The organism is Streptomyces sp. NPDC006450, from assembly GCF_040612195.1.
Classification (GTDB): Bacteria; Actinomycetota; Actinomycetes; order Streptomycetales; family Streptomycetaceae; genus Streptomyces.
This window is the reverse complement of the sequence record NZ_JBEXPT010000065.1, coordinates 22,801-36,831: the sequence shown is the minus strand read 5'-3', so window position 1 is coordinate 36,831 and position 14,031 is coordinate 22,801. Positions and strand designations below refer to the sequence as shown.

The window sequence follows — 14,031 nt, the reverse complement described above, 5'->3', positions numbered from 1 at the left end:
TGCGGGGCCGCGGACCGGCCCCGCACGACGCTCACTTGTGGAGCCGGGGGATCCCCGCGGCGGCGTAAGCGGCCGCTTCGTCGAGGGTTTCGCGGGCCATCAGGGCCTCCGCGAGGGCGTCCAGCTTGTCGCGGTTCTCGCGCAGGAGGAAGCAGGCCTTCTCGTAGCACTCGTCGACGATCCGGCGCATCTCGTGGTCCACCGCGTCGAGGGTGGCGGGGGCCGCGGAGAGGCCGTAGGGGCTCTGACCGTCCGCGGGGATCGCGGTGAGGCGGCCGATCCGTTCGCTCATGCCCCAGCGGCCGACCATGCCCCGGACGATGTTGGTGACCTGTTCGAGGTCGTTCTCGGCGCCGGTGGTGATGACCTCGTAGACCACATGCTCGGCGGCCATGCCGCCGAGCGCCCCGATGATGCGGCCGCGCAGGTACTCCTCCGTGTAGGCGTACCGGTCCGCCTCCGGGGTGGAGAGGGTGACGCCGAGCGCCCGCCCGCGCGGGACGATGGTGATCTTGCGGACGGGGTCGGCGCCGGGCTGGAGCATGCCCAGCAGGGCGTGTCCGCTCTCGTGGTACGCGGTACGGCGGCGCTCCTCGTCCGGCATGACCAGCGGCCGTTCCGCGCCGAGCTGGACCTTCTCCAGCGCGTCGGAGAGGTCCGACTGGGTGACCTCCTTCTGCTGGCGCTTCACGGCGAGTAGCGCGGCCTCGTTGGCGAGGTTGGCCAGTTCGGCTCCGGTCATGCCCGGGGTCGTACGGGCCATTTGCGCCAGGTCGACGCCGGCGGCCAGCGGGATGTCCCGGGTGTGGATGCGCAGGATGGCTTCCCGGCCGGCCTTGTCGGGCGGGGAGACCATGACGGTGCGGTCGAAGCGGCCCGGCCGGGTCAGCGCGGGGTCCAGGACGTCGGCCCGGTTGGTCGCGGCGAGGACGACCACGCCTTCGGAGCCGGAGAAGCCGTCCATCTCGGTGAGGATCTGGTTCAGGGTCTGCTCGCGCTCGTCGTGGCCGCCCATGGCCGCGCCGCCGCCGCGGGCCCGCCCGATGGTGTCGATCTCGTCGATGAAGATGATGGCGGGTGCCACCTTGCGGGCCTCGGAGAAGAGCTCGCGCACCCGGGAGGCGCCGACGCCGACGATCATCTCGATGAACTCCGAGGCGGAGGCGGAGAAGAACGGCACCCCGGCCTCGCCGGCCACCGCGCGGGCGAGCAGGGTCTTGCCGGTGCCGGGCGGGCCGGCGAGCAGGACGCCGCCGGGCATGCGGGCGCCCATCTTGCGGTACTCGTCCGGGTTCTTGAGGAAGTCCACGACGTCGTTGAGCTCGCCCTCGACCTCGTCGATGCCGGCCACGTCCTCGAAGGTCGTGCGCTTGGCGCCCTCCAGCTCGACCGGCTTGGGCGGCGTCTTGCGCCCCAGCGCGCCCATGCCGCCGCCCATCGCCGATCCCATCCGGCGGGCGATGACCACCCACAGGAGGACCAGCAGCAGCATCGGGGCCAGGGAGATCAGCAGGTTGGCCAGGAAGCTGCGCTGCACGACGACCGGGGAGGCGGTGACGACGACGTTCTGCTTGGTGAGGTTGGCCCACAGGTCGTCGTCGGCGAAGGCGGGCCGCTGGGAGACGAACTTCTTGTAGTCGCCCTTGTCCCCGTCCGGCTTGGGCTGTCCGGTCTTCAGCTCGCCCTGGATGGCGTCGCCCTTGGCGTAGATCTTCGAGACGTTGCCGTTCGCGACCTGCTTGCTGAACTCGGTGTACGAGATGGTCGGCTCGTCGCCCTCGTTGAAGAAGGACAGCACCAGGTTGGTGATCAGGTAGACGATCAGGGCGGCGAGGATCAGGCCGCGCCAGCCGCCGGGCATCCGCTTCTTCGGCGGCGTGGCGGGTGGTGCGCCTTCGGAGCGCCAGGGCGTATCGGCCCGGTCGCGGGGCGGTACGGGTGTGGGGCTGGGCACGTGGCCTCCTTCTGCCGTCCTCCCGGCCGACCATAAGCGACAAACCTGACCATCGCCCCTGGCGGGAGGCCACACGGCGAAGCCCCGGCCGGAGTGGTCCGGCCGGGGCTCCCGTGGCTCCGTACTGCTACGTCAGCGCTACTTCATGAACTTCTTGAACTCGTCCGGCAGGTCGAAGTCCTGCCCGGGCTGCGCACCCCCGGCCGGAAGGCCGAACGGGTTGCCGCCGGCGGCGGGCTCGATCGCCTGCGGACCCGCCTCGCGGCGCGCGGCGGCCGCGGCCTCTTCTTCCTTGCGCTTCATCGGGTTGCCGCTCTTGCGCTTGCCCTTGGCCTGCTTGACCTGCTTCTTCTGCCGGCCGGGGCCGCCACCCATCCCGGGGATGCCGGGCATGCCCGGCATGCCGCCGCCCTGGGCCATGCGGGACATCATCTTGCGGGCCTCGAAGAACCGCTCGACGAGCGCCTTGACGGCGCTGACCTCGGTGCCGGAGCCCTTGGCGATACGGGCGCGGCGCGAGCCGTTGATGAGGTGCGGGTCCTGGCGCTCGGCCGGGGTCATCGACTTGATGATCGCGGCGGTGCGGTCCACGTCGCGCTCGTCGATGTTGTTGATCTGGTCCTTGATCTGCCCCATGCCGGGGAGCATGCCGAGCAGCTTGGAGATGGAGCCCATCTTGCGGACCTGCTCCATCTGGGCCAGGAAGTCGTCGAGCGTGAACTCCTTGGGCCCCTTCTGCAGCTTGGCCGCCATCTTCTCGGCCTCGGCCTGCGAGAAGGTCTTCTCGGCCTGCTCGATCAGGGTGAGCATGTCGCCCATGTCGAGAATCCGGCCCGCCATGCGGTCCGGGTGGAAGGCATCGAACTCGTCGAGCTTCTCGCCGTTCGAGGCGAACATGATCTGCTTGCCGGTGACGTGGGCGATGGAGAGCGCCGCACCGCCCCGGGCGTCGCCGTCGAGCTTGGAGAGCACGACGCCGTCGAAGCCGACGCCGTCGCGGAAGGCCTCGGCGGTGTTGACCGCGTCCTGGCCGATCATGGCGTCGACGACGAAGAGGATCTCGTCCGGGCTGACGGCGTCGCGGATGTCCGCGGCCTGCTGCATCAGCTCCTGGTCGATGCCGAGGCGGCCGGCGGTGTCGACGACGACCACGTCGTACTGCTTGGTGCGCGCGTACTCGATGGAGTCCTTGGCGACCTGGACCGGGTCGCCGACGCCGTTGCCCGGCGCGGGGGCGTAGACGGCCACGCCGGCCCGCTCGGCCACGACCGAGAGCTGGTTGACGGCGTTGGGGCGCTGGAGGTCGCAGGCGACGAGGAGCGGGGTGTGGCCCTGCCCCTTCAGCCACAGGCCGAGCTTTCCGGCGAGGGTGGTCTTACCGGCACCCTGGAGACCCGCGAGCATGATCACGGTGGGCGCGGTCTTGGCGAAGCGCAGCCGCCGGGTCTCGCCGCCGAGGATGGAGACCAGCTCGTCGTTGACGATCTTGAGGACCTGCTGGCCCGGGTTCAGGGCCTTGGAGACCTCTTCGCCGCGGGCGCGCTCCTTGACGTTCGCGATGAAGGAGCGGACGACGGGGAGGGCGACGTCGGCCTCGAGGAGGGCGATACGGATTTCCCGCGCCGCAGCGTCGATGTCCTGCTCGGAGAGGCGGCCTTTGCCCCGGAGGGACTTGAAGGTCGCGCTGAGGCGGTCGGAAAGCGTATCGAACACGGTGGTCGCGATTCCTCGGGTCGGGGGCGTGTGGTCGTCCCCCAGGGTATCGGGCCGCGCCACCGGCTTGGCCCTGCGGGCGGCTTTCCCCACCCGCCCTTCGCCCGTTCCCCCCGGGGCTCTGCCCCGGACCCGCGCCTCGGACGCCGGCGGGGCCGATCTTTCAGCCCGTCCGGCGGGTGAGGACCGGGTCCGGGAGGAGACCGGTACCGGGAAGAGACGGTCCTAGGCCAGGGCGGCCTGCACGGCCCCCGCCAGGGCTGCCGCGGCCGGAGGCCCGAGGGGCTTGCCGTCCGCGTCGACCACGTACACGGTGTCCACCGCGTTCGCGCCGAGCGTGGACACGTGCGCGCTGCGCACCCGCACCCCCGAGGATTCCAGCGCGCGCCCGATCCGGTGCAGCAGCCCGACCGCGTCCGGCGCCCGCACCTCCAGGACCGTGGCCAGGGAGGAGACCTCCGGGACCACCGTGACCCGGGGCGGCGGCGGGACCACCCCGCGCCGGCGCGGGTACGCCGCCTCGCGGTCCGCCAGCTTCGACGGGACGTCCAGCGAGCCGTCCAGGGCCCGCACCAGATCGGTGCGCAGCCGCGCGGCCTGCGGCAGGGCCCCGTACTCCGCCGCCACCCGCCAGCGCAGGACCAGTACCTCGCCCAGCCGGTCCGGGAGCTCCATCGAGCGCAGGTCGGCCGCCCGTACGGTGAGCCGGTGCAGTGCCAGTACGCCGGCCACCGCGGGCAGTACTCCCGGCTGGTCGGGGACGGCCACCACCAGTTCCACGCCGACCGCGTCCTCCTCCTGCCGGGCGTGCAGGGCCAGGACCGGCTCCCCGGTGCGCAGCGCCTCCACCGCCAGGCGCTCCTGCTCCGTGGTCGGGATCTCCAGCTCCGTCACCGCCGGGGCGGCGCCGCGCAGCACGGCGGCGACCCGGGCGACCAGGTCGGCCACGAGCGAGCCGCGCCAGGCGCTCCACGCCGCCGGGCCGGTGGCCAGCGCGTCGGCCTCCGTCAGCGCGTGCAGGATCTCCAGCGTGCCGGGCGAACCGACCGCCTCGGCGACGGCCTTGACCGTCGCCGGGTCGTCCAGGTCCCGCCGCGTGGCGGTGTCGATCAGCAGCAGGTGGTGGCGTACGAGCACGCCCAGCACGGCGACGTCCTCCGCGTCGAAGCCCACCCGCAGCGCCATGTCGCGCGCGATCGTCTCGCCGGCCACCGAGTGGTCGCCGGGCCAGCCCTTGCCGATGTCGTGCAGCAGCGCGGCCATCAGGAGGAGGTCGGGGCGGCCCACCCGGCGGGTCAGCTCGGAGGCCCGGACGGCCGTCTCGACGAGGTGGCGGTCCACGGTCCAGGTGTGCACCGGGTTGCGCTGCGGCCGGCACCGCACGCGCTCCCAGTCGGGCAGGAGCTTGGTGATGATCCCCTCGGCCTCCAGGGCCTCCCACACGGCCACCGTGGGCTCGCCCGCGCCCAGCAGGGTCAGCAGCTGCTCCCGGGCCTCGGCCGGCCACGGCACGGGCAGCGGCTTCGCCTGCGCCGCGAGCCTGCGTACGGCGTGCAGCGAGACGGGCAGTCCGGCCTGGGCGGCGGCCGCGCCGAAGCGCAGGGGCAGCACCGGGTCCCGGTCCGGCCGCGCGGCCAGGGCCAGTACGGCCTCGCCGTCGGACTCGACGACGCCTTCGGCGAGCGGCGCCCGCTCCGGTACGGAGCTGCGGGTGCCGAGCAGGCCGCGGAGCCGGGGGCGGGCGGACCGCGCCCGGAGCACGCGCCCGACCTCGCGCCAGGTCACGTCACCGGCGTACGAGACCACCCGCGCGGCCTCGTACACCTCCCTGAGCAGGGCGTCGGCGTCGAGCAGACCGAGCTGCGCCGCCACCGGGGTCTGTTCCTGGAGGGAGAGCCGCTCGGTGGCGCGGCCGGTCACCAGGTGCAGCGCGTCCCGGGCGTCGAGGAGCCGGCGCCGGGCTTCGGCGAGGCCCTCGCGCGGGGCGTCGGCCAGCCAGGACGCGGCGACGGCCCGCAGCGCGGTGACGTCGCGCAGTCCCCCGCGGGCCTCCTTGAGGTCGGGTTCCAGCAGGAAGCGGAGCTCCCCGGCGCGCTCGGCCCGCTCGCGGCACAGGGAGTGGAGCTCGGGCAGCCGTTTGGCGGCGTGGTTGCGCCAGTCCGCCAGGACGGAGGTGCGCAGTCCCGTGAGGAGCCCGGCGTCGCCCGCGACGGGCCGGGCGTCGAGCAGTCCGAGGTGCACCTTGAGGTCTTCGGCGGCGGTCTTGCGGGCTTCGCCGGGGGTGCGCACCGAGTGGTCGAGGGCGAGGCCGAGGTCCCAGACGGGGTACCAGAGCCGGTCGGCCAGCGCGGCCAGCGCCCGCGGTTCGGCTTTGCCGTCGTGGAGCAGGACCAGGTCGAGGTCGCTGCGGGGGGAGAGTTCGGCGCGGCCGTATCCGCCGACGGCGACGAGCGCGGCGCCCCGCACGCCCGTCTCCTTCACCGCGGTGGCGAACAGCGCCTTCAGCCAGTCGTCGGTCAGGGCCGCCAGGGCGGAACGCCGGGAAGGCCCGGACCGCGACTCCTCCTGGAGGAGTCGCAGCCGGGCCGCGGCGTACCCGCTGGGTCCCTGGTCGGCGGTGTTGCCGTCCGTGGTCTCTTCGACACTCGTCACCCAGGGGTTCCAATCACCTAGAGCGCGTCAGCGCCGCGTTCGCCGGTGCGGACCCGGATGACCGAGTCCACGGGGATGCTCCACACCTTGCCGTCGCCGATCTTGCCCGTCTGGGCGGCGTCGACGACGATCCGCATCACGTCTTCCGCGTCGCCGTCCTCGACGAGTACCTCTATGCGGATCTTCGGTACGAGGTCCACGGTGTACTCGGCGCCCCGGTAGACCTCGGTGTGTCCGCGCTGGCGGCCGTAGCCGCTGGCCTCGGAGACGGTGAGTCCCTGGACTCCGAAGCGGTGCAGGGCTTCCTTGATCTCGTCGAGCCGGTGCGGCTTCACGATCGCGGTGATGAGCTTCATGCGTCAACCTTCTTGCTCGCGGCGGCAACAGGGGCGGGGGCTGCGGTGCTCCGGGAGGAGGAGCCGCCGCCCGCTCCGCTGAAGTCGTAGGCGGTCTCGGCGTGCTCGACCTGGTCGATGCCGGAGACCTCGTCGTCCTCGGTGACCCGCATCCCCATCGTCTTGTCGAGGAGGAAGGCGAGTACCGCGGATGCCACGAGAGAGTAGGCGAGGACGGAGAAGACTCCGACCGCCTGCTTGCCGAGCTGCTCCAGGCCGCCGCCGTAGAAGAGGCCGGCCACGTCGGACTGGACCCCGCCGGTGGCGAAGAGACCGACGAGGAGGGAGCCGAGGACACCGCCGACGAGGTGGACTCCGATGACGTCGAGGGAGTCGTCGTAGCCGAACTTGTACTTCAGGCCGACGGCCATGGCGCACACGACACCGGCGATGACACCGATGGCGATCGCACCGAGCGGGGAGACGGCGCCGCCGGAGGGGGTGATGGCGACGAGGCCCGCGACCGCGCCGGAGGCGGCGCCGAGGGTGGTGAAGGAGCCGTGGCGCAGCTTCTCGTAGCCCAGCCAGGCGAGCATGGCGGCGGCGGTGGCGACCTGGGTGTTGACGAACATGACCGCGCCGACGCCGTCGTCGTTGCCGAGCCAGGAGCCCGCGTTGAAGCCGAACCAGCCGAACCACAGCAGGCCGGCGCCCAGCATCACGAGCGGAAGGCTGTGCGGGCGCATCGGGTCCTTCTTGAACCCGACGCGCTTGCCGATCACCAGGATCACGCCGAGGGCCGCGGCGCCCGCGTTGATGTGGACGGCGGTGCCGCCGGCGAAGTCGATGACGCCGAGCTCGAAGAGCCAGCCGCCGGCGCCCCACACCCAGTGGGCGACGGGGAAGTAGACGATCGTGACCCACAGGGTGATGAACAGGGCCCACGCGCTGAACTTGACGCGGTCGGCCAGCGCACCGCTTATCAGCGCCGGGGTGATGATCGCGAACATGAGCTGGAAGACGGCGAAGACGTAGACGGGGATGGTGTAGCCGTCCCACAGCTCGGTGATGCCGATGCCGCTGAGTCCCACGTAGTCGGAGGTCCAGCCGATGAGCGAGCCGGAGTCGGCGCCGAAGGCGAGGCTGAATCCGTAGAGGACCCAGAGGATCGTGACGATCCCGAGGCTGATGAAGCTCATCATCAGCATGTTGAGGCTGCTCTTGACGCGGACCATGCCTCCGTAGAAGAAGGCGAGTCCCGGGGTCATCAGCATGACCAGGGCGGAGCAGATGAGCATGAACCCGGTGTTCGCGGAAGACAGCGTGGGGGCGTCTGCCGCGAGGGTCGTGATGGCTGATGCCATCGGCGTCTCCTCGTCGTCGGTACGTTCGCGTGCGGGCGATCGTGAAATCCTGAGCGGCGCTGGTGCGTGAATCAGGCCTGAGGGCGTTCCGGCCCGGGGGCTGGCCGGTTATTGACCCCGAGATTCGCGCAGGCCGGTTTCCGGCGGCGCCGCTGGGTGTTTCGCGTCGATGACGAAGAGGTCCCGCGTGTTACGCCTCCATGAACGAGTGGTTCATGGGGGTGGCGGGGGAGAACCCGGCCGCGGCGATGACCCGGGGAACCTGGCTGGGGGAGCCTGATCGGGCTTCACGGGGTGACTGCCGCGGCCGGGGGCCTTGGGGTGGCCGGGGTGGCCGTCAGACGGCCTCCGCGGCCTCGGGGAGGCGGGAGGCGAGCTGGTCGGTCAGCCGCACCACGTCCGCGACGTCGCCGTACTCACGCGCGGCGGTGTCGACGGTCTTGCGCAGCCGGGTGTTGACCCGTTCGGACCGCACCTTTCCCGCCACGTCGAGGGCGCGGCCGACGAGTACCGTGGCCTGCTCGGGCTCGCGCTGGAGCAGGTGGACGGTGGCCATGCCGATGAGGTTGAGGGCGTAGGAGCGCTGGTGCTCCTCGTCCTTCGCGAAGAGCTCGACGGCGCGCTCCATGACCGGTTCGGCGAGGGAGGCGTACATGGGGCTGCGGCCCGCGACGTAGGCCAGGTCCCGGTAGGAGTGGGAGTTCTCGCCGTTGAGCTCGGCCTCGGAGAAGAAGCGGATCCAGTCGGGCTCGGGCTCGGAGTCGAAGCCGACGTCGGAGAAGGTGTCCTCGGCCATCCGCACGGCCCGCTTGCAGCGGCTGGGCTGGCCCATGTTGGCGTAGGCGCGGGCCTCCATCGCATACAGCATGGCCTGGGTACGGGAGCCCGCGCAGTCGCGGCTGCCGTACTGGGCCAGGTGGATGAGCTCCAGGGCGTCCTCGGGGCGGCCGAGGTGGATCATCTGGCGGCTCATGCTGGAGAGGATGTACGAGCCCAGGGGCTTGTCACCGCCTTCCTTGGCGGCGTGCAGCGCGAGGACGAAGTACTTCTGCGCGGTGGGGTGCAGGCCGATGTCGTAGCTCATCCAGCCGGCGAGTTCGGCGAGTTCGGCGGCGACCTTGAAGAGCCGCTTCATGACCGGGGCCGGGTGGTTCTCCTGGAGCAGGTCGGTGACCTCGTGGAGCTGGCCCACGACGGCCTTGCGGCGCAGTCCGCCGCCGCACTGGGCGTCCCACTGGCGGAACATCACGGTGGTGGCTTCGAGGAGGTCCACCTCGGGCTCGGAGAGCCGGGGCGGCCGGTGGCCGCTCAGGGCGCCCGCCGACCCCGCCTCCCGGGGCCCCGGGTCGGCGGCCGGGACCGGTACGAGCCAGCGCTGCATGGGCTCGATGAGGGCGGGGCCGGCGGACAGGGCGAGCGAGGTCCCGAGGAAGCCGCGGCGGGCCAGCATCAGATCGCTGCGGGAGAACTCGCCGAGCAGTTCGATGGTCTGCGGGCCGGCCCAGGGCAGGTCCACGCCGGAGACGGAGGGGGTCTGGTGGGCGGTGCGCAGGCCGAGGTGCTCGATGGCGACGACGGAGCCGAAGCGCTCCGAGAAGAGCTCGGAGAGGATCCGCGGGACGGGTTCGCGGGGCTGTTCGCCGTCGAGCCAGCGGCGGACCCGTGAGGTGTCGGTGCTGATGTGGTGGGCGCCCATCTGGCGGGCGCGGCGGTTGACCTGGCGGGCGAGCTCGCCCTTGGACCAGCCGCTGCGGACGAACCAGGACGTCAGCTGTTCGTTGCGGACGGTGGCGTCCTGCGGGGAGTCCTGTGCGTCGTCCCGCGCGGAGTCGCGTTCCGGCAGCCCGGCGGACGACACGTCGGACCCCGCACTCGTTCCGCTTGCGCCGTTGCCGCTCACTGGAACGCCCCCATCCGTCAGCCTCTTCCGCACGAAACCTAGTCGGGAAACGGTCTTCACAGGTCCTTCACGCCATGCCTCCGGCATACCCGCGAACGCGTCTTCCTTCGCGCTTCGTGCACCGAAAGTAATCCTACGATCACCCCTTCGGCGAGGTCGATCCCGGAAACGCCACCATTCGCCACCCCTTCGAATGAACTCGCCACCCGCCAGGCGCGATTCACTTGACACGAAGGCGGAACCGATCGGTTGGACAGGAGTGCGCCGGGGCGCGCGCGGCGAGGAGTGCGCCGTGCATCCGGTCCGGCCGATGTCGTAACCACCGGCACGTCCGACCCGTTGGAGGGGGCATGGGCATGGGCTTCACGATCGGCGGCAGCCGCGGCACCAAGGAGTTCCGTTCCGGCGCTCGGCGCCGCGGCCGGACGTCGGAGTGCACGACGGTGGCGGAGTACACCGGACTCTGGGGCTGGGACGTGGTCCCCGGCGCCCGGGCCGCGGGGCCCGCCCGCGACTGCTCCTGCGGTCATACGAGTTGCGGTGCGCCGGGGGCGCATCCGCTGGCCCTCGCTCCGACGGTCCCCGCCGGCGCCACCCTCGACGAGGTCACCGAGACCTGGAGCGGATACCCGGGAGCCGCGGTACTGCTCCCCGTCGGCCGCTCCTTCGACGTCATCGAGGTCCCCGAGGAGGCAGGGCGGCGGGCGCTGGTCCGGCTGGAGCGGATGGGCCTGCCGCTCGGCCCGGTGACCGCGACCCCGGACGGCCGGGCCCAGTTCTTCGTCGCCCCGGGGGCGGCGGCCGGGCTGCCCCAGCTGCTGTACCGGATGGGCTGGGACGACGCCGGTCTCGATCTGTGCGCACGGGGCCAGGGCTCCTACGTCACCGCCCCGCCCTCGGACTTCGCGGGCCTCGGCCCGGTGAGCTGGATGCGCCCGCCGGCCCTCGACTCGGCCGGGAATCCCCCCCAGGCCCGCCTCCTGCTGGGCACCCTCGCCTACCTCTGCCACCGGCTGCGCCGCCCGTAGCCGCGCCGCCCCGGCCGGGCCCATGGCAGTGCCCCCGGGTCCTGGGGACCGCGGGGGCACTGGGCCGGCGTAGGAGCGTCGGGAGCGTTCAGTCGCCGATCAGGGCGTCGACGAAGGCCTCCGGCTCGAAGGGCGCCAGGTCGTCCGCGCCCTCACCGAGGCCGATGAGCTTGACCGGGACGCCGAGCTCGCGCTGGACGGCGATGACGATGCCGCCCTTGGCGGTGCCGTCGAGCTTGGTCAGCACGATGCCGGTGATGTCCACGACCTCGGCGAAGACGCGGGCCTGGGTCAGGCCGTTCTGCCCGGTGGTGGCGTCCAGGACCAGCAGGATCTCGTCGAGCGGGCCGTGCTTCTCCACGACGCGCTTGACCTTGCCGAGCTCGTCCATCAGGCCGGTCTTGGTGTGCAGCCGGCCCGCCGTGTCGATGAGCACCACGTCGGCGCCCTCGGCGATGCCCTCCTTGACCGCGTCGTAGGCGATCGAGGCCGGGTCGCCGCCCTCGGGGCCGCGCACGGTGCGCGCTCCGACCCGCTCGCCCCAGGTCTGGAGCTGGTCGGCGGCGGCGGCGCGGAAGGTGTCCGCGGCGCCGAGGACGACGCTGCGGCCGTCGGCGACGAGGACGCGGGCGAGCTTGCCGGTGGTGGTGGTCTTGCCGGTGCCGTTGACCCCGACGACCATCACGACGGCGGGGGTGTCCACGCCGCTCTCGGTCTTCACCGCACGGTCGAAGTCGGTGCCGAGGAGCGTGACCAGCTCCTCCTTCAGCAGGGCGCGCAGATCGGCGGGGGTGCGGGTGCCGAGCACCTTGACCCGCTCGCGGAGCCGCTCCACCAGTTCCTGGGTCGGCGCGACACCGACGTCGGCGATGAGGAGGGTCTCCTCGATCTCCTCCCAGGTGTCCTCGTCGAGGTGCTCGCGGGAGAGCAGCGTGAGCAGCCCCTTGCCGAGCGTGTTCTGCGACCGGGCGAGGCGGGCGCGCAGCCGGACCAGGCGGCCGGCGGTGGGCTCGGGCACCTCGATCTCGGGCGCTGCCGGAACCTCGGCGACCGGGGCTTCGGGCTCCGCGACCGGGGCCTCGGCCTCGGGCAGCACGACCTCTTCGATCGTGCGGCGCGGCTCTTCGGCCGTCGGTGCGGCGTCCTCCCCCACCTGCGGTTCGGCGGGCGGGGCAGTGATGGTCGGCGTACTGGGCGGGGCCGTGGGGGGCAGCTGCTTCTTCTTGCGGCTGCTGACCACGAGCCCGCTGATCGCACCGACCGCGACCAGGGCGATGACTACGGCAAGGATCAGGATTTCCATAACCTGTCCAGTATGCGTGACCTCGCCAACGGCACCTCGTCATCCGGGCGGGGCTTTGCACCCCCGCGGGGCGGGCCGGTCCGCCACCCGGCCGCGTGTCGGCGAGAAGCCCTTCGGGACGGAGTCGCAGCGCTCCCGGTATCGACAGGGGCGCGCTCGGCGCTGGGCGCCCCTGGGTCGGAGCGGCCCATGCGGTGGGCCGCGCCAACCCATGACTCCTGGGGCATCACACAGGGCAGTAAGCCTCTATTTGTACTTTTTGTGGCGAATCTACGATGATGAGCAATTCCCCACGCCCCGCCTCCCCCCACGGAGTACACCTATGTCTGCCGAGACCGCCGTCGAGTCGCGCGGCCTGGAGCCCGTCCCGGACGCCGAGCGCCGCGGACGGGTCCGCGAGCTCGTCCCGACCTGGGTCGCCGCCAACATCAGCGTGCTGCTGCTGACCATGGGTGCCGGTCTCGTGATCTTCAACGGGCTGAACATCTGGCAGGTGCTGATCGTCGCGATCGCCGCGCCGGTCGTCTCCTACGGGATCGTCGGACTCATATCCATCGCGGGCAAGCGCGGCGGCGCCCCCGGCATGGCGCTCTCCCGGGCCGTCTTCGGCCAGCGCGGCAACCTCTTCCCCGGCGCCCTGATCTGGGTCGCCCGCTGGGGCTGGGAGACCATCAACGCGGTCAGCGGCGCCTACGCCGTCCTGACCGTCCTCGACCTGCTCTTCGGGATCAAGAAGAACACCGCGCTGATCGTCGTCACGCTGCTCTTCTTCGTCGGATGCACCTTCCTGGTCTCCGGCCTCGGCATCAACGCGCTGCGCGTCTGCTCCAAGTGGTCCACGTACCTCTTCGGCGCCTTCAGCGTGCTCGTGCTGGGCTACCTGATCGCCGAGACCGACTGGTCCGCCGTCTTCGCCAAGCCCGCAGGCTCCACCGCGATGATGATCGCGGGCATCGGCACCATCGCGGCCGGCGGCATCAGCTGGGTCCCCTCCGGCCCGGACTTCACCCGCTACCTGCCCCGTACCGCCTCCGCCAGGGGCATGGTCGGCGCGACCATCGGCGGCGCGGCCGTCGTCGTGATCCCGATGGTGCTCATGGGCGCGGTGATGGCCGTCGCCACTCCCGACCTGGCCACCGCGCAGGACCCGGTGTCCTTCATCGGCGAACTGCTGCCGACCTGGATCGCGGTCCCGTACCTGCTGATCGCGCTCGTCGGCATGCTGCTCATCAACTCGATGTCCATGTACTCGGCGGGCTTCACCGCCCAGACCCTCGGCATCAAGGTCCCGCGCGCGGCGGCGGTCAGCGTCAACGCCGTCATCAGCCTGGTCTTCGGCTTCCTGCTGATGGTGGTCGCGACCAGCTTCTTCGGTTCGTTCATCTCCTTCCTGACCCTGCTGGCCGTGGCCTTCGCGGCGTGGATCGGCGTCTTCGGGGTGGACATGCTGCGCCGCACGTCCTACGACGGGGCCGCGCTGCTGGACACCACGCGCACCAGCGCCTACTGGTACCGGGGCGGTTTCGCCTGGCAGGCCATGACCGCCTGGGGCCTGGCCCTGGTGGTGGGCCTGCTGTTCACCAAGGTCGACTGGTTCAGCGGCCCGCTGGCCACCACCTGGATCGGGCTCAACGGCCTGGGCTGGGCGGCGGGCATCGTCACCTCGGCCGTGCTGTACGCGGCCTTGCCGCGCACCCCGGCGGCCCCCAGGGCCGCGGAGGCCCCAGAGGGCGCGGCGGGCGAGCGGGTCCCCGCCGGATCCCTGTCCAACTGACGTCACGT

9 protein-coding genes are annotated in these 14,031 nt (G+C 71.9%); 2 read left to right on the top strand and 7 right to left on the bottom strand.

Annotated elements, in window-relative coordinates; translation table 11 throughout:
* Positions 1-31 precede the first annotated feature (31 nt).
* From ftsH to ABZY57_RS20090, 6 genes are all read right to left on the bottom strand, one after another.
* Positions 32-1,861 carry an ATP-dependent zinc metalloprotease FtsH gene (gene ftsH, locus ABZY57_RS20115; RefSeq protein WP_356513724.1) on the bottom strand — a complete coding sequence of 610 codons (1,830 nt, stop codon included), beginning with the start codon at positions 1,859-1,861 and terminating at the stop codon, positions 32-34.
* 231 nt (positions 1,862-2,092) lie between these two features.
* A complete protein-coding gene (gene ffh, locus ABZY57_RS20110) occupies positions 2,093-3,667 on the bottom strand; it encodes a signal recognition particle protein (RefSeq protein WP_356513720.1) in 1,575 nt (524 codons plus the stop codon).
* A 225-nt stretch (positions 3,668-3,892) separates the two neighbouring features.
* Positions 3,893-6,319 carry a [protein-PII] uridylyltransferase gene (locus ABZY57_RS20105; RefSeq protein ID WP_356513718.1) on the bottom strand — a complete coding sequence of 809 codons (2,427 nt, stop codon included), beginning with the start codon at positions 6,317-6,319 and terminating at the stop codon, positions 3,893-3,895.
* A 17-nt stretch (positions 6,320-6,336) separates the two neighbouring features.
* A complete protein-coding gene (locus ABZY57_RS20100; protein WP_112451060.1) occupies positions 6,337-6,675 on the bottom strand; it encodes a P-II family nitrogen regulator in 339 nt (112 codons plus the stop codon).
* Entirely contained in the window at positions 6,672-8,018 is a 1,347-nt protein-coding gene (locus tag ABZY57_RS20095; RefSeq protein ID WP_356513716.1) for an ammonium transporter, read from the bottom strand. Before ABZY57_RS20095 ends, ABZY57_RS20100 begins: the two co-directional genes overlap by 4 nt.
* Positions 8,019-8,355: 337 nt before the next feature.
* Positions 8,356-9,789 (bottom strand): hypothetical protein, encoded by a 1,434-nt coding sequence (locus ABZY57_RS20090; RefSeq protein WP_356513722.1) that lies wholly within the window; start codon positions 9,787-9,789, stop codon positions 8,356-8,358.
* 485 nt (positions 9,790-10,274) lie between these two features.
* Here ABZY57_RS20090 and ABZY57_RS20085 point away from each other — a divergent pair, with 485 nt between their 5' ends.
* The gene (locus ABZY57_RS20085) at positions 10,275-10,946 is read left to right on the top strand and encodes a bifunctional DNA primase/polymerase (RefSeq protein WP_356513714.1); all 672 of its coding nucleotides are present in this window, start codon (positions 10,275-10,277) and stop codon (positions 10,944-10,946) included.
* Between the two features lie 88 nt (positions 10,947-11,034).
* On the opposite strand, the gene ftsY is transcribed toward ABZY57_RS20085, so the two are convergent.
* A complete protein-coding gene (ftsY, locus tag ABZY57_RS20080; RefSeq protein ID WP_356513712.1) occupies positions 11,035-12,249 on the bottom strand; it encodes a signal recognition particle-docking protein FtsY in 1,215 nt (404 codons plus the stop codon).
* Between the two features lie 322 nt (positions 12,250-12,571).
* On the opposite strand from ftsY, the gene ABZY57_RS20075 reads away from it, so the two are divergent.
* On the top strand, positions 12,572-14,023 hold the full coding sequence (locus ABZY57_RS20075) for a cytosine permease (protein WP_356513710.1): 1,452 nt from the start codon (positions 12,572-12,574) through the stop codon (positions 14,021-14,023).
* Positions 14,024-14,031 lie beyond the last annotated feature (8 nt).